20 protein-coding genes and 2 pseudogenes are annotated in these 23,295 nt (G+C 60.5%); 12 read left to right on the top strand and 10 right to left on the bottom strand.

Annotation, left to right across the window (positions count from 1 at the left end; translation table 11 throughout):
* Positions 1-149: 149 nt before the first annotated feature.
* From GUY40_RS26540 to pedF, 3 genes are all read right to left on the bottom strand, one after another.
* Positions 150-1,925: a PQQ-dependent methanol/ethanol family dehydrogenase gene (locus GUY40_RS26540; protein ID WP_166571873.1), complete on the bottom strand. Its 1,776-nt coding sequence runs from the start codon at positions 1,923-1,925 to the stop codon at positions 150-152.
* A gap of 142 nt (positions 1,926-2,067) precedes the next feature.
* A complete protein-coding gene (locus GUY40_RS26535; RefSeq protein ID WP_166571872.1) occupies positions 2,068-2,943 on the bottom strand; it encodes an ABC transporter substrate-binding protein in 876 nt (291 codons plus the stop codon).
* Between the two features lie 3 nt (positions 2,944-2,946).
* Positions 2,947-3,408 carry a cytochrome c-550 PedF gene (pedF, locus tag GUY40_RS26530; protein WP_166571871.1) on the bottom strand — a complete coding sequence of 154 codons (462 nt, stop codon included), beginning with the start codon at positions 3,406-3,408 and terminating at the stop codon, positions 2,947-2,949.
* A gap of 249 nt (positions 3,409-3,657) precedes the next feature.
* Between pedF and GUY40_RS26525 the strand changes: the two genes are divergently transcribed.
* The 4 genes from GUY40_RS26525 to GUY40_RS26510 are packed head-to-tail and all read left to right on the top strand — an operon-like array spanning position 3,658 to position 7,370.
* On the top strand, positions 3,658-4,842 hold the full coding sequence (locus GUY40_RS26525) for an ABC transporter substrate-binding protein (protein ID WP_166571870.1): 1,185 nt from the start codon (positions 3,658-3,660) through the stop codon (positions 4,840-4,842).
* Between the two features lie 34 nt (positions 4,843-4,876).
* Entirely contained in the window at positions 4,877-5,836 is a 960-nt protein-coding gene (locus GUY40_RS26520) for a YVTN family beta-propeller repeat protein (protein ID WP_166571869.1), read from the top strand.
* On the top strand, positions 5,833-6,576 hold the full coding sequence (locus GUY40_RS26515) for an ABC transporter ATP-binding protein (RefSeq protein ID WP_166571868.1): 744 nt from the start codon (positions 5,833-5,835) through the stop codon (positions 6,574-6,576). The genes GUY40_RS26520 and GUY40_RS26515 overlap by 4 nt, the downstream gene beginning before the upstream one ends.
* Positions 6,573-7,370 carry an ABC transporter permease gene (locus GUY40_RS26510; RefSeq protein WP_166571867.1) on the top strand — a complete coding sequence of 266 codons (798 nt, stop codon included), beginning with the start codon at positions 6,573-6,575 and terminating at the stop codon, positions 7,368-7,370. Before GUY40_RS26515 ends, GUY40_RS26510 begins: the two co-directional genes overlap by 4 nt.
* Here GUY40_RS26510 and GUY40_RS26505 read toward each other — a convergent pair.
* From GUY40_RS26505 to GUY40_RS26495, 3 genes are all read right to left on the bottom strand, one after another.
* On the bottom strand, positions 7,367-8,083 hold the full coding sequence (locus GUY40_RS26505; protein WP_166571866.1) for a hypothetical protein: 717 nt from the start codon (positions 8,081-8,083) through the stop codon (positions 7,367-7,369). The two genes, GUY40_RS26510 and GUY40_RS26505, sit on opposite strands and share 4 nt — an antisense overlap.
* Before the next feature lie 157 nt (positions 8,084-8,240).
* Entirely contained in the window at positions 8,241-8,486 is a 246-nt protein-coding gene (locus tag GUY40_RS26500) for a nickel-binding protein (protein WP_166571865.1), read from the bottom strand.
* A gap of 217 nt (positions 8,487-8,703) precedes the next feature.
* Complete coding sequence (locus tag GUY40_RS26495; RefSeq protein WP_166571864.1) at positions 8,704-9,561, bottom strand: GNAT family N-acetyltransferase; 858 nt, start codon at positions 9,559-9,561, stop codon at positions 8,704-8,706.
* A 477-nt stretch (positions 9,562-10,038) separates the two neighbouring features.
* On the opposite strand from GUY40_RS26495, the gene GUY40_RS26490 reads away from it, so the two are divergent.
* Positions 10,039-10,704, top strand: a complete 666-nt coding sequence (locus GUY40_RS26490; protein ID WP_166571863.1) for a response regulator transcription factor — start codon at positions 10,039-10,041, stop codon at positions 10,702-10,704.
* A 54-nt stretch (positions 10,705-10,758) separates the two neighbouring features.
* Here the strand turns inward: GUY40_RS26490 and nahK are convergent, their stop codons facing one another.
* The 3 genes from nahK to GUY40_RS26475 form a co-directional block, all read right to left on the bottom strand.
* Positions 10,759-13,392: a hybrid sensor histidine kinase/response regulator NahK/ErcS' gene (nahK, locus tag GUY40_RS26485; RefSeq protein ID WP_256675881.1), complete on the bottom strand. Its 2,634-nt coding sequence runs from the start codon at positions 13,390-13,392 to the stop codon at positions 10,759-10,761.
* Positions 13,322-14,485, bottom strand: coding sequence for a nitric oxide-sensing protein NosP (nosP, locus tag GUY40_RS26480; protein ID WP_166571862.1), 1,164 nt, complete (start codon positions 14,483-14,485; stop codon positions 13,322-13,324). The genes nahK and nosP overlap by 71 nt, the downstream gene beginning before the upstream one ends.
* A gap of 367 nt (positions 14,486-14,852) precedes the next feature.
* Positions 14,853-16,037 (bottom strand): porin, encoded by a 1,185-nt coding sequence (locus tag GUY40_RS26475; RefSeq protein WP_166571861.1) that lies wholly within the window; start codon positions 16,035-16,037, stop codon positions 14,853-14,855.
* A gap of 334 nt (positions 16,038-16,371) precedes the next feature.
* Between GUY40_RS26475 and GUY40_RS26470 the strand changes: the two are divergent.
* From GUY40_RS26470 to GUY40_RS26460, 3 genes and pseudogenes are all read left to right on the top strand, one after another.
* Positions 16,372-16,509: pseudogene (locus GUY40_RS26470) on the top strand (sigma factor); the annotation flags it as partial.
* 92 nt (positions 16,510-16,601) lie between these two features.
* Positions 16,602-16,952 carry an STN domain-containing protein gene (locus GUY40_RS26465; protein WP_166571860.1) on the top strand — a complete coding sequence of 117 codons (351 nt, stop codon included), beginning with the start codon at positions 16,602-16,604 and terminating at the stop codon, positions 16,950-16,952.
* A 48-nt stretch (positions 16,953-17,000) separates the two neighbouring features.
* A pseudogene (locus tag GUY40_RS26460) lies at positions 17,001-18,113 on the top strand (TonB-dependent receptor domain-containing protein); the annotation flags it as partial.
* Positions 18,114-18,406: 293 nt separating this feature from the next.
* Here GUY40_RS26460 and GUY40_RS26455 read toward each other — a convergent pair.
* Positions 18,407-19,300 carry a LysR family transcriptional regulator gene (locus GUY40_RS26455; RefSeq protein ID WP_166571859.1) on the bottom strand — a complete coding sequence of 298 codons (894 nt, stop codon included), beginning with the start codon at positions 19,298-19,300 and terminating at the stop codon, positions 18,407-18,409.
* Positions 19,301-19,403: 103 nt separating this feature from the next.
* On the opposite strand from GUY40_RS26455, the gene GUY40_RS26450 reads away from it, so the two are divergent.
* From GUY40_RS26450 to GUY40_RS26435, 4 genes are all read left to right on the top strand, one after another.
* Positions 19,404-20,069 (top strand): RraA family protein, encoded by a 666-nt coding sequence (locus GUY40_RS26450; protein ID WP_166571858.1) that lies wholly within the window; start codon positions 19,404-19,406, stop codon positions 20,067-20,069.
* Positions 20,069-20,731 carry an RraA family protein gene (locus GUY40_RS26445; RefSeq protein ID WP_166571857.1) on the top strand — a complete coding sequence of 221 codons (663 nt, stop codon included), beginning with the start codon at positions 20,069-20,071 and terminating at the stop codon, positions 20,729-20,731. The genes GUY40_RS26450 and GUY40_RS26445 overlap by 1 nt, the downstream gene beginning before the upstream one ends.
* Positions 20,731-21,945, top strand: coding sequence for a pyridoxal phosphate-dependent aminotransferase (locus tag GUY40_RS26440; RefSeq protein WP_166571856.1), 1,215 nt, complete (start codon positions 20,731-20,733; stop codon positions 21,943-21,945). Before GUY40_RS26445 ends, GUY40_RS26440 begins: the two co-directional genes overlap by 1 nt.
* 834 nt (positions 21,946-22,779) lie before the next feature.
* The gene (locus tag GUY40_RS26435; protein ID WP_166571855.1) at positions 22,780-23,091 is read left to right on the top strand and encodes a hypothetical protein; all 312 of its coding nucleotides are present in this window, start codon (positions 22,780-22,782) and stop codon (positions 23,089-23,091) included.
* The last annotated feature ends 204 nt before the right edge of the window (positions 23,092-23,295 follow it).

Below are 23,295 nucleotides of genomic sequence, written 5' to 3'. Positions count from 1 at the left end.
GATGGGCCGCGCAGCGGCCCCGGCGACTCTGAAATCGCCTGCACTCGCAAGGTGAGCCGTAGATGTCACTGGCCTAAGGGGCCGCTGCGCGGCCCATCGCGGCCAGGTCCGCTCCTACATTAGAGAATCGTTTTCCGGGTGTGTTTGGATCAATGCCTGGCGACCAGGTCCTTGGGCAGCTTGAACGTCCAGAGCATGCCGCCCTGGTTGAAGTCCTTGACTCGCTTGGCCACTTCGCCGCCCCACAGCGGCACGGCGCCACCCCAACCGGAGACGACCGAAACGTACTGTTCGCCGTCCATTTCCCAGGTCACGGGCGAACCGAGCACTCCGGAGCCGGTCTGGAATTCCCAGACTTTTTCGCCAGTCCTGGCGTTGAACGCCTGCAGGAAGCCTTCCGGTGTACCGGTGAACACCAGGTTGCCCTTGGTGGTCAACACCCCGCCCCACAGCGGCGCGAAGTTCTTGTGGCGCCAGACTTCCTTGCCGGTTTTCGGGTCGATGGCGCGCAGCACGCCGATGTAGTCTTCATTCAATGGCTTGATGGTGAAACCGGCGCCGAGGAACGCCGCGCCTTTCTTGTAGGTGATGCCTTCGTTCCAGATGTCCATGCCCCACTCGTTGGAAGGCACGTAAAACAGCCCGGTATCCTTGTTGTAGGCCATCGGCATCCAGTTTTTTGCGCCGAGGAAGGCCGGGGCTACGAACACCGAGGTGCCTTTGGCTTCACTGCCCGGTGCTCCGGGCCGGCTGGCTTCGTTGTAAATCGGCCGCCCCTGTTTATCCAGACCGCTGGCCCAGGTGATCTTGTCCACGAACGGGAAGCCTCGGATGAATTTACCGTTGGTGCGATCCAGCACGTAGAAGAAACCGTTACGGTCAGCCGTGGCCGCGGCTTTGATCTCTTTGCCGCCCTCGGTGTAGTTGAACGAAACCAGCTCGTTCACGCCGTCATAGTCCCAGCCATCGTGGGGTGTGCTCTGGAAGTGCCATTTGATGGTGCCGTCGTCCGGGTTGAGTGCCAGACGCGACGAGGAGTACAGGTTGTCGCCAGGACGCAGGTGCGAGTTCCACGGCGCCGGGTTGCCGGTGCCGAACAACAGTAGATTGGTTTCCGGGTCGTAGTAACCGCCGAGCCAAGGGGCAGCGCCACCGGTTTTCCAGAGATCGCCCGGCCAGGTCTTGCCCGCTTCGCCGCCTGAAATCCCGTGCTCCACCGCTTTGCCGTCCTTGTAGACGTAGCCCATGTGACCTTCGACGGTCGGCCGGGTCCAGAGCAGAGCACCGTTTTTCGGGTCGTAGGCTTCGATCTTGCCGACCACCCCGAACTCACCCCCGGCCACGCCGGTAATCAATTTGCCATTGATCACCAACGGCGCGGCGCTGATCGAATAACCTTCCTTGTGGTCGGCGACTTTCTTGCTCCACACCACCTTGCCAGTGTCCTTGTTCAGGGCCACCAGCTTGGCATCGAGGGTGCCGAAGATGACCAGCTCGCCATACAGCGCGACACCGCGGTTAATCACGTCGCAGCACGGGCGAATGTCATCGGGCAGGCGCGCATCGTATTGCCACAGCTTCTTGCCGGTGCGTGCATCCACGGCAAACACCCGCGAGTAGGAGCCGGTCAGGTACATCACGCCGTCCTTGATCATCGGCTGTGCTTGCTGACCTCGCTGTTTTTCGCCGCCGAAGGAAAACGCCCAGGCGGGCCTCAAGTTCTTCACGTTATCGACATTGAGGGTGTCCAGCGGGCTGTAACGCTGACCCTGGACGCCCAGACCGTTGGTCACGACCTGCTCCGGGTTCTTGGGATCCTGGAGGATGTCTTGATCGGAGACGGCGGCCAATGCCTGGCCGGACAACAGCATGGCACTGAACAGCACGCTCAAGAGGAAGGGTTGGCGACGTGCGGGTTGGGACATGACGGCTACCTCTGCGGTTTTTTGTTATGTCCGGGAATTTTTCCCGGTCTGGTACCGATTCTTGGCCGCCGCCGCCCTTGCAACAATTGCCCGCATTGCCGAGATTTCTAGTCCCTTAGTACCGGGTCTGGCGGCATTGCGCCTATTGATACATCTCGGGCACGTCGTAGCGCAGGCCGTAATGGGCATAAATGGTTTTGACCGATCCCGCGCTGATCAGGGCCTCTAACGCCTCTTCCACGGCATAGGCCAGCTGACGATTGCTTTCGTGCACCGCCATGCCGATCTCCCAGATTTGCTTGCCCATGTTCGGATAGGCGTTTTCCGCCAGCGCCCATTGCGGATCCGCCGCTTGATGGACTTGCCAGTCGATCTCGCCACGCATGGCCATCACCGCATCGACTTCGCCGGCTTTCATGGCGGCAAACGCCTGAGGTACGCCCGGATAGTGGTGCGTTTTGGCAGCCAGCATGCCGCTGAACACCGACGTCAGATAGAACGACGGCACGCTGTCCACTTCGACGCCGATCGGGTGATGCTCAAAAATCGCGACGCTGCCCACCTTGTCCAGTCGACGGCGGTCGTAGGCGACTTGCCACTGCTCGTTCTGGTACGGCCCGAACATCACCACTTGGCCGTTTACCAGTTCACCCAGTTCGTTGCGTTTCTGAGCGTAATCGCGATCATAAGGGACGCGCATCATCAGGTCGGCCAGCTGCTGATTGTGCAACGGATTGGCACGCCAGATGTAATCGCGCAAATCGTCATCGAGCTTCTCGCCGGCGGGCGCCCAGATCAGCGTCAGACGCACGCCAAGCGCCTTGGCCAGCGCCTGGGCGAGTTCGACATCGACGCCCCGCGGCTGGCCGGCCTCTTCAAAACTGTAGGGGGCGAAATCCTTGTAGACCGCTACTTTCAGCTCACCGGCGGCGATCATGTCGTCATAGGTACGGACCTGCGCCTGCACCGTCTGGCAGCACAGCCACACAGCGCTGATCAACACAGCGAGCAGGCGCATGGGCTACTGCTCCACGTGAACGCTGTCCAGGTACGTGCGCACCGCCCACAAGGCTTCCTGGCTCAGGTAGTCGGCCATCTTCGGCATGTAGACCCGGCCGTCACGCACGGCGCCGTTTCGGACACGCTCGACGAACCATTCATCACCGGCGTCGCCGGCATCGAGCATCCGCAAATCGGGGGCGATGCCGCCGGACTTGGCTTCCAGCCCATGACAGGCCGCGCAGTTCTGGTTGTAGGCCGAGGCGCCGATTTCCACGGCCTTATCGCGCTCCGGAGAGGCGCGATAAGGGTTCACCGCCGCCCACCCATCGGCATCGACCTGTACGCCGGCGTCCTTGATCAGGCTCAGGCCCTGGGTTTCGATGGCCTGAGGCACCACATTGCCGTGGGCCCAGACAGAACCTGCGCTGATAAAACCGGCCATGAGTCCGGCAACGAGCAAGGCGTTGCGTTTTGTTGTCATTGTTATGCCCTCAAGATTGCACGCAAAACCTCTTGGCAGAGGCTATGGCACCCATCTTAGGAACCCCGTTGCGCACGCCGTATGCTGCTTTGGTGGCCGGCGTCTAATCCCTTGGTAGTAGCGCTTGTGGCGCAACTTGAATCCCAGCGCTGCACCTTACGACCTTGGTACTGGCGCACCGGTACTTTCTGCATATTTCCAGCCTGTCACAGGCTTCCTATGCTGGCGCTACCTGTAATGGAGAGCCCTATGCGCCAGCTTGCCCCTTACGCCTTGAGCTATCTGCTGGCGATTGCCTGCGCCGCAGGCCTGGCCACCCAGAGCCAGGCAGCGGATGCGCCGTTGCAGGTGCAGATCGGCTACCTGGGCTATCGACCCGACCCCGGCCCACTGCTGTCGAACGTCATTCCAGAGCCGGTCAATGCAGGACTGATGGGTGCGGACCTGGCGATCGCCGACAGCAACAGCACCGGGCGCTTTCTGAATCACAGTTACCGCCTGGTCAGCGCCAACGTCGACAACCCCGAAGCGTTGCTCGAAGCGGCCAAGAGCCAACACCAGCAAGGTCTGCGCCTGTTTGTGGTGAATGCACCGGCAGCCAGCCTGCGCCAACTCAGTGCCGCGCTGCCCGACAGCCTGCTGTTCAATGCCGGCAGCCCCGATGACAACCTGCGCACTACCGATTGCCTGCCGAACGTGCTGCACAGTCTGCCCAGTCGGGCGATGCTCGCCGATGCTTTGGCGCAATTTCTGGTCGTGCGCAAATGGCAACGGGCACTGCTGATCGTTGGCCCCACCGCGGACGATCAAGCCTATGCCGCCGCCCTGCGCCGAGCGGCGAAACGCATGGGGCTGCAACTGGTCGCGGAAAAAGCCTGGCGTTTCGATAACGATCAACGCCGCAGCGCCCAGGCCGACATGCCGCTGTTCACCCAGACAGCCGAGTACGACGTCGTGTTGGTGGCCGATGAACGGGGCGATTTCGGCGAGTACGTACCCTACCAGACCTGGTACCCACGGCCGGTGGCCGGCACTCAGGGATTGACCCCGGTGGGCTGGCACAAAACCGTGGAAACCTACGGCGCCGCCCAGTTGCAGAAACGTTTCGAAGCCCTGGCCGGGCGCTGGATGAACGACCGTGATTTTGCTGCCTGGATCGCCGTGCGCAGCATTGCCAGTGCCGTCAGCAAACTGCGCCAGACCGAACCGCTGGCGATCCGTCAACTGCAGCTTGGCGATCAGCTGCCGTTGGACGGCTTCAAGGGCCGCAAACTCAGCTATCGCTCCTGGAACGGCCAGTTGCGTCAGCCGATCCCCATCGTGCAGCCTCGGGCGCTGGTCAGCACTTCTCCGCAAGACGGCTTTCTGCACCCCTTCAACGAAATGGACAGCCTGGGTTACGACAAGCCCGAGGTCAGCTGCCGCTTTCCCTGATCCGATCCCATTACAACAAAAAAAGGAATCCGCCATGCGTCGCACCTTGCTCTCATTGGCCCTGCTGCTCGCCGCTGGACAGGCCGCTGCCAGCACCGCCTGGATTTCCAACGAAAAAGACAACAGTCTGAGCCTGATCGACATGCAGACCCTGCAGGTCACTGACACCCTGGCCGTCGGCCAGCGCCCTCGCGGTCTGCTGCTGTCCCACGACAACACGTTGCTGTACATCTGCGCCAGTGATTCGGACCGGGTGCAGGTGATGGACGTCGCCACCCGCAAGATCATCAAGGAGCTGCCCTCGGGCAAGGACCCCGAACAATTCGCCCTGCACCCCAATAATCGCTGGTTGTACGTCTCCAACGAAGACGATGCGCTGGTGACGGTGATCGACACCGAAACGTCCAAAGTGCTGGGTCAGATCAGCGTCGGCGTCGAGCCCGAAGGCATGGCCGTGAGCCCCGACGGCAAGTGGGCGGTGAACACCAGTGAAACCACCAACATGCTGCACTGGATCGACACCAGCACCCAGACCCTGGCCGACAACACGCTGGTCGATCAGCGACCGCGATTCGTCGAGTTCAATCCGGACGGTTCGCAGCTCTGGGCCTCGGCGGAAATCGGTGGCACGGTGACCATTCTCGACGTGGCCAGCCGCAAGGTCCTCAAGACCCTGACCTTCCAGATCAAGGGTGTGCACCCGGACAAAGTCCAACCGGTGGGCATCAAACTCAGCGCCGACGGCAAGTACGGTTTCGTCGCACTGGGCCCGGCGAATCATGTGGCGGTGATCGATGCCAAGACCTTCGAGATTCTGGACTATCTGTTGGTGGGCCGGCGTGTCTGGCAGCTGTCGTTCACGCCGGATCAGCGCCAATTACTGGCTACCAATGGTGTCAGTGGCGATGTATCGGTGATCGATGTGGAGCGCCTGAAGGTCACCCAATCGGTCAAGGTCGGGCGCTATCCGTGGGGCGTGGTGGTGACCCCATGAGCGCACTGAAAGTCAGCAATCTGAGCTTCGCCTACGGCCCACGGGAAGCCTTGCGCCAGGTGAGTTTCAGCCTGCCACCCGGGCAATTCGCAGCGCTACTGGGACCCAACGGCGCCGGCAAATCAACCCTGATTGCGCTACTCACCCGGCTCTATGATGTGCAGAGCGGTGACATCCAGATCGGCGGCTGCTCATTGCACCACACCCCGCGACCGGCCCTGAGGCAATTGGGAGTGGTTTTTCAGCAAAGCACCCTGGACCTGGACCTCAGCGTCGAGCAAAACCTGCGTTATCACGCCGCCTTGCATGGCCTGTCCCGGCACCAGACCGATCTGCGGGTGGAGGCTGAACTGGCCCGTCAGGCCCTGACCGAACGCCGTCGCGAACGGGTGCGCGAGCTCAATGGCGGCCACCGTCGTCGGGTGGAGATCGCCCGAGCCTTGCTGCATGAACCCCGCCTGTTGTTGCTGGATGAAGCCAGCGCCGGCCTCGACCCGGCCAGCCGGCTGGCCCTCAACCAGCACATTCGCAACCTCTGCCGCGAGCAGAACCTCAGCGTGCTCTGGACCACCCATTTGCTCGACGAAGTACAGCCCAGTGACGATTTGCTGATTCTCCATCAAGGCCGCCTAGTGGCCAGCGGACAAGCCTGCGCCCTGAGCCTGGAACACGGCGGCGACCTCGGCTCGGCCTTCGCTCGCCTGACCACTTCATCCACTTCAGGAGCCGCCGCCCGATGAGTGCGTATTGGCAGTGTTTCAGCGGTATCGTGCTGCGTGAATGGCTGCGTTTCGTATTGCAGCGCACGCGGTTTCTCAGCGCCCTGGTGCGCCCCCTGTTATGGCTGTTGGTATTCGCCGCCGGTTTTCGTGCGGCGCTGGGCATCTCAATCATCGAGCCCTATGACACCTACATTCCGTATGAGGTCTACATCATCCCGGGTCTGGCCTGCATGATCCTGTTGTTCAACGGCATGCAAGGTTCACTGTCGATGGTCTATGACCGGGAGATGGGCAGCATGCGGGTGCTGCTGACCAGCCCCTTGCCGCGGACTTTTCTGCTGTGCAGCAAGCTGCTGGCCACTTCGTTGATTTCGCTGTTGCAGGTGTATGCCTTTCTGGCGATCGCCTGGTTGTACGGTGTGCAACCGCCAGCTCCGGGTCTGTTGATCGCCTTGCCGGCACTGTTGCTGGTGGCGTTGATGCTCAGCGCCCTCGGTCTACTGCTGTCCAACGCCATTCGTCAGTTGGAGAACTTTGCCGGGGTGATGAATTTCGTGATCTTTCCGCTGTTTTTCCTGTCGTCGGCGCTGTATCCGCTGTGGAAGATGCGTGAGGCCAGCGAATGGTTGTACTGGCTGTGCGCCCTGAACCCGTTCACCCATGCCGTGGAACTGGTGCGTTTTGCCCTGTATGAACGCTTCAACCCACTGGCGCTGGTGGTATGCGTGGGGCTGACACTGGTGTTTTCACTGCTGGCAGTGCTGACGTTCAATCCGCAGCACGCAGCGTTGCTGCGGATTAACAGACCCTAGGCCTCACTGGGTGTGCCTGACTGAGTAGAAGTGGCGCTGTTTTGCTGCACATACAAGATTGCGTTGGCAGACAGCGTTACCGAAACGCCAAGCGTCACAGCGCCGACGTACCACCACGAGAACCAAGAAACGTAGAGCAGGGACGCGGCCAAAGCGTACGGGCTGAGGGCAAAGATTCCAATAACGAGCTTGTGTACGAAGGAGACATATTTCCCGAGCCGATTGTTTCTTTTCAGTGCTTCATCCTTAACGAGGACGCTTGAGGCAAGGTAACCAGGATACTCAGGGACAAATGCATTAAGGTCCTGAATGGTGTCGCGCGCCACGTTCGAGTGTTGTTGCTCGTTCTGTAGCTGCTCGGCGACCTGAAGCAGTGTGGCAAATCGCAACTTTCGCCTCTCCCGCAGAGCCTCCCGCCAGATGCCGAGGGAGATCGTGCTGAGGACGACGCGGTAGTAGAACGCACACGAAAGTACATAAGTAACGGTTGCGGCGGCGGTAGACTTCAACTCTAGACCGCCAACTGACACAGCATCCGCTGCGCTGAAACAGAGAAGAATTGTCAAGGATGAAAAAGTGATCCAGGCCGTGATCTGCTGGTCTGCTCTCTTCCCGCCTTCGAACAGTCTTTCGGAGAGATTGTTCAGGTGGCTATCCAGGAGCAATTGCGCTTCTTCCCGGATGGCAGAGCTTACTTGCTCGTTCACGTCCATACGCATCCCCTATAGGGCCTGACGCACTGCTTCAGCCGCCAGGCGGCCGCAGCGATGCGTAGGTGGGACGGTCGGCTGGAAGCGCCTGTTGGGCCATTCGCAGCTGTTCCGAATGCAACCGCGCTGACGAAAGGGTTGGCAGGTGTGCGGGTAGCTATCAGTCACCCGCGCGGGTCGACTTCACTTCATGTACCCATTCACACTTGATGCCGGCCTTCGCATGATGCTTATGGATCGCTTCGGCGTTCGGGGCGTCCAGCACACAATAGATCTTGTTGTCCTTCTCGCTGAACAGGATTTCATGGTGCGTGACCCCGAACTCGTCCGGTGGCGAATTCTGTAATTTGTTTAGTTCATCCGCTGTGAATGGCTGCATGGGATGGGCATCGATGAACTTCGGCATGGTTGTGTCCTCCTGCCGTTTGGATGGCGTGTACGGAAAGTCGTTCGATTTCACCTTTTCTCACTGAGCCGGCCCTCTGCTACAGCTCTTAACAATAGTCTGATAGACCGTAAAAGCAAGATTTCTGGCCCCGGTTCAATACGCCACCAAAGTCAGGAACCATCCTCAGCTGAGACAGTAAGAAAGCCGGCCTCTTTTGCTGCCGAGCGGTTCAGGCTCAGTAGAGGACCGAGGGCAAGAACGCGCCTGTGGGCTCGTTGTAGAGACCGACGCTCATGAGCGTCATCGGCTGGACCACGCGCAGGCCATGGTCCAGACACCACTTGAACAGCTCCCCGTTGCGGGTGGGCAGGAGGAAGCCGGAACCTGGGAACGCGGGTGCCGCCCCGATGAGGGCTTTCAGCGCGTCGTTCGTCTCGCCGACGGCGTGGCCAAGGAACGCGATTGGCGTAGCATAGCCGGTGATACGCCCCCCGTGCTCGACAAGGGTCGCAGTGCCCTGCTGGATCGCATCAAGCAGTTCCCCACGACGGTCATGGCCGTGGACTTGCATACAGACCTGATTGCAGGCGTCCAGATCACGCTCGGTGGCTGGGCGCACGGTGTAGCCGGGTATCTGCACGGCGAGGGGTGCCCCCTGCATGGTGGACAGCGGCTCGCGGGCCACGAACCCCATCCTGGCATACAAAGAGAGCGAGCGGTTGTGATAGGCGGCCTGGACCAGTCGGACCCCAGGGAAGCCCCGCTGCGTCGCCCGATCCAGGACGTGCTGCATCAGCTGACGTCCGACCGCGCGATCTTGCACGGCGGGATCGACCGTGATCGGACCGATGCCCGCCACGGTCGAACGCTCGTCGAGGAAGTTGCTGCCGACGACTCGGCCGTCAAGCTCGGCGACCACCGCATAGACGCCGGGGTGCGCAAGCAGCCCCGCCAGGAGCTCGGTGGCGACTGCAGGCGAGGGAAAGTCAGACGGAAAATTGTGCTGTGCAGCGATCGTCTTGAAGGCTTCATAACAGATCACTCCACAGCACTGGGAGTCTTCAGTGTTGCCCGGTCGTAGCGTGACGTTCATCGGCACTTCCTCCCTCTATGACGCATCTGGTTGTTCGCCTTGACGCAGTTAAGCGACAACGAAGTTGTGCTTCGCTAACCAGCATGATTTTCGCTTTTTGGTCACCTTGATTCCGCGACATTTACGTGTCCTTACGCCGATGTCCATATCGTTGGCTAACTACGATGGTGGCGGGTTGCAATCGAGTCACCGGTGCTGCTGTGATTGTAGTCGGTTCCCGCGCCTCGCCGTGTCCCAAGGTGGAACCCCTGGTGCCCTGGGCTGAATACAAGGGCCACCAAACCTTTAGAGCTACAACTCTAAACCGCTACTTTAGTACCGGTGTACCTGTCTATCGTCGCATTCCCAACCCATCGCGGCTGACATGTAATGGGTTTATAACGATAAGGATCAAACTCAATACCGGGCGCCCTTTCCCTGACCTTTACGCGTGCGTGTTATTGCCACACCATAATCAAAATAATGAGGTGAAAGGCTATGTACAAAATTCTGATTGCCGACGATCACCCGCTGTTTCGCGAAGCCATTCATAACGTCATCAGCGATGGTTTCCCGGACAGCGAGGTGATGGAAACCGCCGACCTTGACAGCGCCCTGGCACTGACGCAGGAACACGACGACCTGGACCTGATCCTGCTCGACCTGAACATGCCTGGCATGCATGGCCTCAATGGCCTGATCAACCTGCGCAACGAGGCGCCGACCATTCCGGTGGTGATCGTCTCGGCGGAACAGGATAAACAGATCGTGTTGCAGGCCATCACCTATGGCGCGGTGGGGTTCATCACCAAATCCTCGCCACGCATCCAGATGACCGAAGCCATCGCGCAAATCCTCGAGGGCAATGTCTACTTACCGTCGGACATCATCCGCACGCAAAAAAGTGGCACCCATCGCCGAATGAACGACACCCCCAGCATCCCTCCCGAACTGCTCCAGGCCCTGACTCGCAAGCAGCTGCTGGTGCTCGAACGCATGAGCAAGGGCGAGTCGAACAAGCAAATCGCCTACAGCCTGGAAATCGCCGAAACGACCGTCAAGGCCCATGTCTCGGCGATCCTGCGCAAACTCAACGTGCACAACCGGGTGCAGGCAATCCTGAGTGCCGGGGATATCGATTTCGGCTCGTATTTGCGACGTTGATCTGTCTGCAAGACCGCGATGAGGCCCTCACCAACACCCCGCGCGCTCAGGCACTCAGCGCCGACCCAGCAAATGACTCATCGCCGTCTTGAGCTTCATCGGCCGCACCGGCTTGTGCATCAAGGTGTGGCCCAGTTCGCGGATCTGCTGTTTGAGTTCGTTGCTGTAGTTGGCAGTGATCATCATCGCCGGAATCGCCGAAGACCGCCGGGCGTTGATGCGCGCCACCGCATCGACACCGTTCTGATCGTCATTCAGATGGTAATCGGCGATCAGCAAGTCGGCTTGCGCGTGATAGTTGTCCACTTGCCGTGCCAGGTCCTCCTCCGATAGCGCCGTCACCACCAGACACCCCCAACCTTCGAGCAATGTGCGCATGCCGGCGCAAATGGCCGCGTCGTTGTCCAGCACCCACACCCGCGCCCCACGCAGACGTTCAAGAATCGGCTCACTCATCAGCAGGCTCGGCAGCGCCTTGGGTGCTGTGGCGCTTAACGGAACTTCAACGGAGAACATCGACCCTTTGCCCGGCCACGACCGCACATGAATCCGGTGCCCTAGAATCCCGGCAATTTTCTCCACGATCGCCAGGCCCAGGCCCAGACCACGATCCTGATCCGAGCGCTGCACGTCGCCGCGTTTGAACTCCTGAAAAATCTCTACCAGACGGTTTTCAGCAATGCCCATGCCGCTGTCCCACACCTCGATCGTCAGGCGCTGGTGATGGCGTCGGCAACCGAGCACCACCCGGCCGCTGTAGGTATAGCGAATGGCGTTGCTCAACAGATTGCGCAGGATCCGCGCCAATAACTGGATGTCGCTGCGCACCAGCGCCGAACAGGCAATGAAATGCAGTTCAAGGCCCTCGCTGCGGGCCACTTGCGTGTATTCGGCGGCGAGGTTTTCCAGCAGTTCACTCAGGGCGAAGGGCGCGATGTCCGCCTTGATCACCCCGGCATCGAGTTTTGAAATATCCACCAGCGTGCCCAGCAGGTTTTCCACGTCTTCCAGGGAGTTGCTGACATTGCGCACCAGCATCTCGTTGGCCATGGGCTCCCGTCGCTCGAGCAAAGCGCTGGTAAACAGTCGCGCGGCGTTCAGCGGTTGCAGCAGATCGTGGCTGACGGCGGCGAGAAACTTGGTCTTCGACAGGTTGGCCTGTTCGGCCTCGAGCTTGGCCTCACGCAAGCGTGACTCCACTCGGCGACGTTCATCGATTTCGCGCAGCAACTGATCGTTGAGGGTGGTCAGTTCCGCCGTGCGTTCGCGCACTCGCACCTCGAGGTTCTGATAGGCCTGGTGCAGCGCCTCGGCGGTGCGTCGGCGTTCGGTGATGTCGCGGATCAAGACGAAAAGCCCCACCACTTCCCCGCTGGCCAGCCGATTGGGCACGTAGGAGCGCAGCATGTAGCGCTCCTGGTGGTTGATGTTGGTTTCGGCCATTTCGAACGTCACGCTCTCACCGGCAAGGGCGCGAATCACATAGGGTTCCAGACGCTGGTAATGCTGCTCGCTGTGGACTTCCCGCAGGCTCTGACCCAGCATCAAGCCCCGGGGCCAGCAATACCACTGTTCGTAGACCTTGTTGGTGAACTCGTAGACCAGGTCGGCATTGAGGTAGGCAATCAACGCCGGCACATGGTCGGTGATCAAGCGAATCCAGCGCTCGCTCTCGCTGAGTGCTTCGGCGTGCTGATAGCGTTCGGTGATGTCGGTGAAGGTGTTGACGAAACCGCCGGTGGGCAACGGATGCGTGCGAATCTCCAGCACCCGGCCATCGTAGAGGCGCTGCTCGCACTCCTGTACCAGCCGCCCGTTTGCATCACGACTGGCCGGGGTCAATAGTTGCAACTCGCTGTCGGCGATCACGTCGGCGAACGAACGATGAGCCGCCACCGGCGCCAGGCCGCTCAGTTCGAGGAAACGCCGGTTCCACAATTCCAGAATACCCTCGGCATTGACCATCGCCACTCCTTGGGAAAGGTTATCGACCGCCCGTTGCAACAGATGCGATTTCTGCGCCACCGCCTGTTCGCGATGCGCGGTTTCGCTGAGTTTGACTTCGGTAATGTCGGTAAACAAAATCACCCGTCCACCTTCCTGGGTGGGCCGTTCGCTGACTTGCAACCAGCGACCATTGTGCAAGCGATAGCGCAGGTTTTCATCAGCGTGCCCGCGGGGCTCTTCGGTGAACAGTCCGATGGCCGTCATCAACCGCTTGACCTCAGCCATGCGCATGCCGGCGTTGATGAACACCCGGCCGTTGCCCCAGAACGCCTTGAAACGGCTGTTGAACAACACGATGCGCAGGTCTGCATCGAACAGCACAAAGGCGTCGGAAATGCTCTCGATGGCATCGATCAAGTGCTGATGCGCGGTTTCCGCGCGCAGTCGCGCTTCGCTGAGCAAATGGTTGCCGGCCTTGAGTTCGGCCATGGCCTGGTTCAAGGCGTCGGTGCGCTCACGAACTTGCTCGGCCAGCACCACCGAATGCTGGAACGCCGCATACGGGGCATTGCCGCGGGTGATGCCAGACTCGACCCGCTCGATCAGCGCAGCATTGATGCGCCGCAGCTTGTGGTTTTCAAGCTGCAGGCTGGCAATCTGTGCCTGCAGCTCAGCGGCGTCCAGGGGACCGGCATTGAGCAATGGCAACCCCGGTGAAGGTCTGGTTGATGTGCATGCCATTGAACTGTTCTCCGTAGGTGTTGAAACCCATCACCCGTTGATCACGCAAAAACGCTCCGATCTGCTCGAGATTGCCGCCGTTTTCCAGTTCCAGACGCCTGAGAAAGCAGTCGCAGCCGATGGTCAGCAGCAAATCCCCGAGGCGCTCCTGCAGGCCCTCGAAAAGGCTTTGCAGATTCGGCAGCATGGGGCCGGGTGTCATGGCGGTCAGCACAATGCCGTTCTCCACGGCGCAGTAGAAACTCAGGCTCAGGTCCGGATGAACCTGTTGGATCGCCCGTATGAAGTACTGATCGTTGATCCGCACCGCCAACGGGTGCGCCGCGAATATCCGATGATCGAGCTCGGCCACCGGCACCCCGATATGTCGGGCGTACTCTTCGGCGGCAGGCTCGGCATTGAGCTCAAAGACCCGGCGCGAGGGGCTGTCGGCGCCGGTGACCACCAGTTTTTCTTCCCGGGGCAGGATGTGATGGGTGGTGAACACCTCAAAGTCCAGCCAGGTGTTGACCAGCACCACCACCGCCGCGCCGCTGTGGAACTGGCCGTCGAAGTAAACGTGGGTGTGGGTCAGGTAGTTGTCGTCACCGGCCGAACCGCCGAAATGCGGAATGTCGCCCAATGCCGCACTTAATGCCGCAAGGACCATTTCTTCACGGCTGGAAAGACCATCGAGCAGGGTCAGGGCAAAACTGTTGCCCTTGATCGGCGCCAGGGTGTTGCTGCGACAGCCACTCACCAGCCGCTCGACCATTTGCTGGGCATCGATCAGGCTGAAGTGCTCCATCTCGTCGATCAGCTCAATGGCGATGGAAAAGTGCCGATAATCGAAACCTACCGCCGTCACGCAGTTGCGGCCGTAGCCCAGGCGGGTGATTTCCCCGGCACTGGTGCAGCCCACCAGACGAATACCACCGAAGCTTTGTTGCAAGGCTTGCCCCAGCGCCTGCAAGTTGTATTCGGCGGAACAGAAGAACAGCACGAACCCCAGGTGCGGATGCAACAACTGCCTGGCCAGTTCCTGGGCCACCTGCTGGGCATCGGTGGCCTGGGACATTGCACGGACGACGCCTTCGCTCTGGACCTGCTGCATGATCGCCTCCCGCGGGTGCGCCTGTATGAGGCTCGAGTGTACGAAGCCCGGGAGCCACCCCGTATGCTACTTGGGTAGCAGGTAGCCGCTTCGATGGGATGAGAATGGTGTGCGACGAGGGGTTTGCCCGCTGGTAGGAGCCGGGCTTGCCCCAATGCCAGTCCGTTAAGGCACAGACTCTGTGGGAGCGGATTTATCCGCGAATCCATTCACCGCGGTTTTCTGGCATTGCGCGGTGCCTTCATTCGCGGCGGTCCGGCGATCCGGTAAATCCGCTCCCACATGGATCTCACACATGGATCTCCCAAATGGATCTCGCCTTAACTGACTGGCATTGGGGCTTGCCCGCGAAAGAGCACACCGCGGCTTACCAGGTCAGCACCGCCCCCACCGCGAAGGTGTCGGTGTCTTCGTTCTGGTCACCGGTGTCGTGGCCGTTGATTTCGAACTGGTTGTATTCGGCCACCAGCTTGAGGTTGTCGTTGACGTCATGGAACAGCGCAATGCCGCGGGTCTCGTAGTCGGCGCCAGTGCCGACCACGCCATTGCCGTCGTCTTCGGTCTTGCCGTAAGACAATGCCAGACGGTTCTTGCCCAACTTGTAGGAGCCCTGTAACAGATATCCATCGCTGTCGACGTTGCGCAGGGTGGGTTCGCCGGCGTTGTTGGTGAAGAACGGGTTGATGCCCTTGGCCTGGAAGCCGGAGCCGGTGAGAGACAAGCCACCCAGCTTCGCCTGCACGCCGTAGCCGACACCTTTGGAGGTGACGGATTGGACGGTAGCGTCGGTATTGTCCGAAGTCTGATAGCTGCCGTTGACCCAGCTGTAGATTTTCGCCCCGGCAAGGTCGAACTGATAGGTGATCTCGCTCTCGGTGCGCGGGTTCTCCTGATAAGCCTTGCCCAGTGGGCTGCTGTCGTTGGTGTCCACCGGGTCCATGATCCCTACCGCCACCCGCAGGCCATTGATCACCGGCGTGCGATAAGTGATCTGCGAAGTCGGGAACGGATAGGGGTAACCCGTGCCGATATTGCCGAACGACACCCCACCACCGTCCACCAGCCCCAACGTGTCGCTGACCTGGCCGTAACCGGCGAGCATCTCATCGAGCAGGATGTTGGAACGCGCAAACAGGCCGAAATCCTTGCCGATCAGCACTTCCCCCCACTGCGGATTGGCCACCGTGCCGTAGAACTGACGCACATCGATGGCCGTGTCGGTGCCGTTGGTTTCGCTGTCGTTGATCGTTACCCAGAACGAGGCCCGGGCACCGAGTTTGAGGTCATCGACCTGCTTGCCCATGTTGAAGCCCAGATAATTGGGCAAGAACCCCATCTTGACTCGCGACTGGCGACGGTCGAACTGCTCGCCGGCACGATCCACATCGCTGTTCACATAGAAGGCGTTGATGTAGCCATCAGTGGAGAACGTGGTCTGGTCCTTGTCGTACAGCATGATCTCGGCTTCGGCCATTGAACTCAGCCCCAGGGACGACAGGCCAGCGATAAAAGCAGGCAAATAACGGTGCTTGGAATTCTTATTGTTGTGCATGGCGCGCTCCGCAACGGGGGACTAGATGTCGGAAGCGATTATCGAAAGGTGACCGGTGGCGCCATACGCTGCCTTGGAGGCGGTTTCCAGGTGCTTTGGGTTGGCGGGTAGCGCTCGACCATTGGGCGTAAGACCGGTCGACGGCAAGGCCCGGAACTTAGGAAGTAGGCCTGTGGACCCGACGGGCGTTCGCAGGAACAGGTGTCAGCGGGTCGCCCAGAACCCTGGCGGGCACCGAATCAGTCAACTTCATGCTTGTCCACTTTTGCAGAGCATGATATTTACAATTGTTATTTATTACCATTTGCGAATCATCTGCGTTCGAGGTTCTGTCGTGTTGGGCCAGCCCGTTTCTCCTCTTTCCGAAATCTACAGTGGGCATCATGGTTGGCTGCTCGGCTGGCTGCGCAAGAAGCTTGGATGCCCTGACAATGCCGCCGACGTGGCCCACGACACCTTCGTCAAACTGCTGGGCCCAGGCAGCTAAAAATGTCTGCGCGACTGCCCGATTTCCTGCAAGACCGGTCATTGAAGTAAACACAGTCAATTGCACGGGCAATAACAATGACCAGACACACCCCTTCCCTCTTCCGTATCAGCGCCCTGGCGGTGGCCTTGAGCTGCGCCCTGACCGCCTTGTCCACCCATACCGGGTTGGCCATCGGTGTCGACGCTGCGCTGCTACGAGGTCGATCGGCGCCCGCGCTGCGGGGTGACTACAGCACCGAACAAGCGCTCGACACCCTGTTGCAAGGCAGTGGCCTGCAATGGCGCAGAACCGGCAACAGCATTGTGGTAGAACCGGCTCCGCCGGCGCTGGAATTGGGCAACAACCCGCTGGCGTTGTCCGACACCCTGGTATGGCCACCCGCAGTGAGGCCAGCATCGCCTCGATCCCCGGCACCGTGCAGGTGATCCAGGCACAACAGATCGCCCAGCAGTCTGCCGCCGGGCGTAAGGTACCAACCCTTCACCCACAACCAGGCGGTGAACTTCAACTACAGCGATCGTGACCTGTTCGGCCAGCAGCTGCTGGTGGAAAGCTACTGGCGCAAAGAGAAGGCACGCTTTTTCCCCTACAACTGGGGCGCCAATGCCGGCATCGTTGCCTCGCAAAGCGACGCAGAGGTCTATGGCCTGCGCACGGCGGTGGAAAGCCAGCTGCCCAGCCTCGGCAGTGCCAGCGGTAGCCTGGTCTGGGGCGCGGACTTCGAGAACGAGCGGATCAGCTGGACCGTGCGCGGCGGCGCTCGGCACGAGTGGATCCACAGCGATGTGGCCGACAGCGTCGCCTTCGGTGGTATCTGGCAGGCCGGCGTGTCCGAGGTGTTGCCGGGCGGTACGCTGAAGTACGAGGACACCCTCTACAACCTCGGCGCGGTCTACCACATCAACAGCGCGCAGGAAGTGTTCGTCAACTTCAGCCAGGGCTTTTCGCTGCCGGATATCCAGCGCTTCCTGCGCGACGTGCGGGGCAGCTATGACATCCACAACCTCAACGCCCAGGCGATCAAGGTCGACAGTTACGAGTTGGGCTGGCGAGCCGACTGGGAGTCGCTGCAGGCCAACCTCACCCTGTTCGAAAACCGCTCGGATGTGACCCAGTACTATGACTCGGTGACCCGCGCGCAACGACTGATCGATCAGAAAGAACGTGCCCGCGGGGTCGAGACGAGCCTCACCTATCACCTGGATCAGGTTTGGTCGTTGGGCGGCACCTATGCCTGGACCAAAGGGGAAACCCGGCAGAACGGCGAGTGGCGGGACCTGCCGGCCACCCGCGTTTCGCCGGCCAAGACCACGGCTTTCGTCCAGTTTGACCAGCAAAGCTACAACCTGCGCCTGCAGGGCATGCGCCTGGAGAGTTACGACGCAGGCAACGGCCGCAAGATCGAAGGCTACACGACCGTCGACCTGTTGGCCGGCGAGTCCTTGCCGGTGGGCAAACTGGAGATGGGCGTCTACAACCTGAGCGACCGCAACTACGAAACCCTGTACATGCAAGCCAACGCGGCTGCACCCTACCCCCATGCCGAGGGCCGTCGTGTAGCGATCAGCTATGCGCTGGACTGGTAAGCGCGCTCTCCGTAGGAGCCGGGCTTGTCGGATCGCCGCACCGCCGCGATAAGGACGCCGCGGTTCTACAGGTATTGCGCGTCATCGTTCATCGCGGGCAAGCCCCAATGCCGGTCAGTTAAGGCATTGAACGACACAAACCCTGTGGGAGCGGATTTATCCGCGAATGAAAACACCGCGGTTTATCAGGCCTTGCGCGGCGCCTATATTCGCGGATAAATCCGCTCCCACATGCTCTGCGCCTTAACTGACCGGCATTGGGGCAAGCCCGGCTCCTACCAGAACGGTGTCGCTCAATTCTTGCTCTGAATCCGCGTCAGCAGCGCCTCGACCATGGCATTGGGTCGGGCAGCATTCCACGCCACAGCGGTGGTCACGACCTTGAGCTTTTGACTGAGCGCGCGAAAGACCACGTTCGGCGGTGCCAGTTTTTTCAGTGAAGCGGGCACGAGTGCCAATCCCTGCCCGCAGCTGACAAAAGCGATTTGCGAAGCCACGGAACGCACCTCATGCAGCACCCTGGGTGAAAAGCCGCTGGCTCGGCAGGTCGCGATCAGATTGTCGAAGTAGACCGGGCTGACCTTGCGGGAGAACATCACCAAGGGCTCGTTGGCAAGGCTCGACAGGCTGATGCGTGTGCGCACCGCCAGGGGGTGATCGCTGCGCAGGGCAACCATCAGGCGGTCTTCGGTCAACGGCAGTGATTGGATCGTAGTGCCCAGGTCGCCTTCCAGTCGCGCGAATGCCAGGTCAATGTCGCCCGCCTCCAGCGCGGGAACCGCTTCAACACTGTCGATCTCGCGCACCGAGACGGTGAGGTGCGGGTAATCGCTCTTCAGTTGCTCGATCAGGCTCGGCAAAACGTCGAACATCGCTGAAGAGATGGCACCGATGGTCAGCAGCTGCGCCTGCCCCGCCACGGCTTCATCAATGGCCAGTTCCAGACGTTCGAGCTGCTCGGCGAACTTGCGCACCGCCGGCAGGATGGCCGCACCTATCGGTGTCAGCTTTGCGCCGCGCCGCGAGCGCTCGAACAACTGGACCTTCAGCGATTGTTCAAGCACTTGTATCTGCTCGGACAGCGGTGGTTGAGACATGCCAAGGCGCTTGGCCGCTCGCCCGAAATTCTGTTCTTCGGCCACGGCCAGGAACAACCAGAGGTGGCGAATCAAGCGAAAGTTGATCATGACGATTCCATAGGTTCAGCGTATGCAAAGCTTCCGTGATTAGTAATATACCAATCACCCATCCTGCTCAACACTGGGGCCCTCGACACCACAGGACACCCCCATGACACCCACTACGCTGCTGGATCGCTTGTCGGCTCTGGACACCAATACCGTCTCCGATGCGCTCGATTTCCTGGGTTTGCCCGGCGCCACCGTCGGCCTCCGCCCGCTCTGGAACTGCCCGAAGATTGTCGGTCGCGCCAGCACCGTGCTGCTCGGCCGCAAAACCGACAACGCACCGACGGTCCATCTGATTACCCCGGTTGTCGAAAAAATCCGCAGTGATGACCGCGTGCTGGTCATCGCCGGTGGCATCGACGGCATTTCCTGCTGGGGCGACATTCTGGCAAACGCTGCGTCATGCAAGCAGGTCCGGGGCACGGTCATCGATGGCTTCAGCCGGGATATCGATGGCAGCGAGGCGATCGGCTACCCGGTCTTCGGGCGTGGGGTCACCATGATCAGCGCCCGTAACCGTGTGGTTCAGATCGATGCTGCCGTTACCCTCAACATCGGCGGCGTGGACGTCAGTGAGGATGACTATGTCATCGCCGATAACTGCGGCACCGTGTTTGTGGCAAAGCATCAGATCGAAAGCGTCCTCGACCTTGGCGAGCGAATCGCCCGTCGCCAGGCCAGCATGGTCGATGCGGTTCGCAGCGGGCGCTCCGTTGCCGAGGTGATGCACGACACTCAGTTTGAAGCGATCAAGGGGGAGCACGCCTGATGAATGTTGAAGACAAAGCACTCGTGGCGCTGTTTGAAGGCCTGGACACCCCCGGGGTCTCGGACGCCATGGACAAGCTGGGCCTGCCGGGCCAATGCCTGGGTATCGCGCCGCTGGACAACTACCGCCAGGTCATCGTCGGCCCGGCGTTCACCGTTCAATACGTTACGGCCAGTGTTCCTCCGGGCACCGTAGGGGACTTCATCGATGACGTTGCACCCGGCGATGTGGTCGTGATCGACAACGGCGGCCGCACCGACTGCACCGTCTGGGGCGACATCATGACCCAGTACGCCGGCGCCAGAAATATCGCCGCGACGGTCATCGACGGCGTCTGCCGTGATGTGACCAAGGCGCTGGGCGATGGCTACCCGATCTTCAGCAAAGGTCGGTTCATGCGCACCGGTAAGGATCGGGTGCAGGTTCAGTCGGTCAATCAACCCGTCTCGGTGGGTACGGCGCGCGTCTGTGCCCGGGACATCGTGGTGGCCGATGCCAATGGCGTCGTGGTCATTCCTCGGGATCGTGCTTGCGAAGTCGCGGCCTGTGCCCGCCAGATCGAATCGATCGAAGCCGACATTCGCGCCTTGATCAGCGAAGGGAAAACCCTGAAGCAAGCCCGCGCCGCATTGGGCTATCACACCCTGCAGAGGAAAGCCTGATGAGCCGCGATATCCAGCGTCTGAACCTGCGCCTGGCCAGTGCACAACCCTCTGCGACCTATCGCATCATGGACCGGGTGGCAGCGCGCCGGGCTCAAGGCGCAACAATCATTTCGCTGTGTGCCGGCGAGCCGGACTTCGACACCCCGAAACACGTACGCGAAGCAGCTATCCAGGCTATCGAGCACGGCCATACCCGCTACACCCAAGTGGCAGGCGTACGCTCGCTTCGTGAGGCAGTGGCCGCCAAGTTCCGACGCGAAAACGGCCTGGACGTCACCTGGCAAGACACCATCGTCTGCAACGGCGGCAAGCACGTCATCCATAACGCATTGGCCGCTACCCTGAATGAAGGTGACGAAGTGCTGGTGCCGGCCCCCTATTGGGTCAGTTATCCGGAAATGGTCCAACTCTGTGGTGGCCAAGCGAAGATCATCACCTGCGACGCGAGCACGGGTTTCAAACTCACCGCGTCAAGTCTGGCGGCCGCGATTACCCCGGACACCCGCTGGCTGATACTCAACTCGCCGTCCAACCCCACGGGCGCCGTTTACAGTGACAGTGAACTGCGAGCCCTGGCCGATGTGTTGCTGGATCATCCGCATGTATTGATTCTCGCCGATGACATCTATGAGCACCTGATCTTCGACGATCAACCCTTTCAGACGCTGGCGCAGGTCGAGCCGAAACTGGTAGCCCGGACACTGACCATGAACGGTGTGTCCAAGGCCTATGCCATGACCGGCTGGCGAATCGGTTTCGCCACCGGTCCACGCTGGCTGCTCGAAGCGATGGAAAAACTGCAAGGGCAACAGACATCCGGCGCCAGCTCTGTTTCTCAGCAGGCGGCACTGGCGGCGCTGGAAGGTCCAAAGGACTTCATCTTGCACAGCCGGGCTGTTTTCCAGCGTCGTCGGGATCTGATGGTGCGGCACCTGAACGCTACGCCCGGCCTTGAATGCGCAAACCCGGCCGGTGCGTTCTATGCGTTTGCATCCTGTGCGGGCCTGATTGGGCGCACGTCCGCGGGTGGTCGGGTGCTGCACAGCGACGAAGATGTCGCTCATGCCCTGCTGGACGAAGCCGATGTTGCCGTGGTCCCCGGTAGTGCCTTTGGCCTGGGGCCGTACCTTCGGATTGCCTATGCGCTGGATGACGTAGCGCTGCTCAAAGCCTGCGAGGCCATTCGTGGGTTCTGCATGGCATTGCGCTGAGGACACTATCCAAGGAGCGATCCTGGCCGCTCCTACATAAGCTGCGGGGTAGGAGCAAGGCTTGCCTGCGATGGCCTCAACTCGGTGTGCAGGTACACCGCGGCGCCTGCATCGCGGGCAAGCCCCAATGCCAGTCAGTTAAGGCGCAGAGCATGTGGGAGCGGATTTATCCGCGAATGTAGGCGCCGCGCAATGCCTGATAAACCGCGGTGTTTTCATTCGCGGCGGTCCGGCGATCCGGTAAATCCGCTCCCACAGGGTTTGTGTCGTTCAATGCCTTAACTGACTGGCATTGGGGCAAGCCCGGCTTCTACAAGGTCGAAAGCACTTCGCGCAGATGTGGCGGGAATGGAGACCGGTGTGGGAGCAAGGCTTGTCGGAGCGCCGAACCGCCGCGATGGCCTCACCACGGTGTGCCAGATACACCGCGTTGCCTGCATCGCGGGCAAGCCCAGCGCCTACACAAAATCAAAAGCGCTCTGTGCCCGCTGATGAAACGTCTTACACACTCCACAGCCATTTCTCGGCGCCTTGCATCAATATTCTGTAGCTCCCCTCAGGACCAAGGAAATACCCTACACCCCGCGTCGTCTGCCATGAACTTGTCCATGGGAAGTCATGCCCCTAGGCTTTTGCGGTCGCTGAATGTTCAGCGATCGGGTGTGGAAACCCGGAGTAGTTATCACGTGCTCGTTACGACGCTTGCGTCATGACGGCTGCGCGCGGGAGGGCTTTGCCCTGCCGGGACTGATAACTCTCCGGTTTTCCACCCCGCGCACAGCTGTCACCCAATCGTGTGGAAATGAACGGGTGGCACACAACCGAGTTATCGATATGAAAAAAGTTGTTCCTGACCCGCCAAAGAAAATCCTCGCCAAAACCGCCAAAATGCCCATCGACAACTGCAACGCAGGCCACATGCCTTTGCTTGCCGTCCAGCCCGGCATCCACGCAGAAGACGCATTGATCCACACCACCCACTTCCTGCAAAACAGCATCGACACCCTCTACAAAGTCATTGAACAAGCCCCCAGCCCCTGCAAGGGTCTGGCGGTGACGAGCCTGCATTCCATCGAGATGGCCAAAGGTGTGGTGGAGTCTGTTTTGGGCGGTATGAAGCGGGGTGATCCTGGCACCCGAATCTGACACCACTGCTTTGTGGCAAGGCTTGCCTGCGATGGCCTCACCACGGTGTGCCAGATACACCGCGGCGCCTGCATCGCGGGCAAGCCCCAATGCCAGTCAGTTAAGGAATAGAACGACGCAACCCTTGTAGGAGCGGACCTGGCCGCGATGGGCTGCGCAGCAGCCCCCGAGGCCGGTGATATCTACGACAAGCCCTGGGAGTGC

The sequence above is a fragment of the Pseudomonas sp. R5(2019) genome, from assembly GCF_009905435.1.
Taxonomy (GTDB): domain Bacteria; phylum Pseudomonadota; class Gammaproteobacteria; order Pseudomonadales; family Pseudomonadaceae; genus Aquipseudomonas.
Note: the sequence above shows the minus strand (reverse complement) of the source record. Positions and strands in the feature narration are given on the sequence as shown.

What these genes read in the sequence shown, in the direction of transcription:
- GUY40_RS26495 (WP_166571864.1), bottom strand. Translation starts at nt 9,561, where the DNA reads ATGAACGTCACGCTACGACCGGGCAACACTGAAGACTCCCAGTGCTGT.
- GUY40_RS26535 (WP_166571872.1), bottom strand. Translation starts at nt 2,943, where the DNA reads ATGCGCCTGCTCGCTGTGTTGATCAGCGCTGTGTGGCTGTGCTGCCAG.
- GUY40_RS26450 (WP_166571858.1), top strand. Translation starts at nt 19,404, where the DNA reads ATGACACCCACTACGCTGCTGGATCGCTTGTCGGCTCTGGACACCAAT.
- GUY40_RS26455 (WP_166571859.1), bottom strand. Translation starts at nt 19,300, where the DNA reads ATGATCAACTTTCGCTTGATTCGCCACCTCTGGTTGTTCCTGGCCGTG.
- GUY40_RS26520 (WP_166571869.1), top strand. Translation starts at nt 4,877, where the DNA reads ATGCGTCGCACCTTGCTCTCATTGGCCCTGCTGCTCGCCGCTGGACAG.
- GUY40_RS26505 (WP_166571866.1), bottom strand. Translation starts at nt 8,083, where the DNA reads ATGGACGTGAACGAGCAAGTAAGCTCTGCCATCCGGGAAGAAGCGCAA.
- GUY40_RS26525 (WP_166571870.1), top strand. Translation starts at nt 3,658, where the DNA reads ATGCGCCAGCTTGCCCCTTACGCCTTGAGCTATCTGCTGGCGATTGCC.
- GUY40_RS26440 (WP_166571856.1), top strand. Translation starts at nt 20,731, where the DNA reads ATGAGCCGCGATATCCAGCGTCTGAACCTGCGCCTGGCCAGTGCACAA.
- GUY40_RS26500 (WP_166571865.1), bottom strand. Translation starts at nt 8,486, where the DNA reads ATGCCGAAGTTCATCGATGCCCATCCCATGCAGCCATTCACAGCGGAT.
- GUY40_RS26435 (WP_166571855.1), top strand. Translation starts at nt 22,780, where the DNA reads ATGAAAAAAGTTGTTCCTGACCCGCCAAAGAAAATCCTCGCCAAAACC.
- nosP (WP_166571862.1), bottom strand. Translation starts at nt 14,485, where the DNA reads ATGCAGCAGGTCCAGAGCGAAGGCGTCGTCCGTGCAATGTCCCAGGCC.
- GUY40_RS26490 (WP_166571863.1), top strand. Translation starts at nt 10,039, where the DNA reads ATGTACAAAATTCTGATTGCCGACGATCACCCGCTGTTTCGCGAAGCC.
- GUY40_RS26540 (WP_166571873.1), bottom strand. Translation starts at nt 1,925, where the DNA reads ATGTCCCAACCCGCACGTCGCCAACCCTTCCTCTTGAGCGTGCTGTTC.
- GUY40_RS26510 (WP_166571867.1), top strand. Translation starts at nt 6,573, where the DNA reads ATGAGTGCGTATTGGCAGTGTTTCAGCGGTATCGTGCTGCGTGAATGG.
- nahK (WP_256675881.1), bottom strand. Translation starts at nt 13,392, where the DNA reads ATGGCATGCACATCAACCAGACCTTCACCGGGGTTGCCATTGCTCAAT.
- GUY40_RS26465 (WP_166571860.1), top strand. Translation starts at nt 16,602, where the DNA reads ATGACCAGACACACCCCTTCCCTCTTCCGTATCAGCGCCCTGGCGGTG.
- GUY40_RS26515 (WP_166571868.1), top strand. Translation starts at nt 5,833, where the DNA reads ATGAGCGCACTGAAAGTCAGCAATCTGAGCTTCGCCTACGGCCCACGG.
- GUY40_RS26445 (WP_166571857.1), top strand. Translation starts at nt 20,069, where the DNA reads ATGAATGTTGAAGACAAAGCACTCGTGGCGCTGTTTGAAGGCCTGGAC.
- GUY40_RS26475 (WP_166571861.1), bottom strand. Translation starts at nt 16,037, where the DNA reads ATGCACAACAATAAGAATTCCAAGCACCGTTATTTGCCTGCTTTTATC.
- pedF (WP_166571871.1), bottom strand. Translation starts at nt 3,408, where the DNA reads ATGACAACAAAACGCAACGCCTTGCTCGTTGCCGGACTCATGGCCGGT.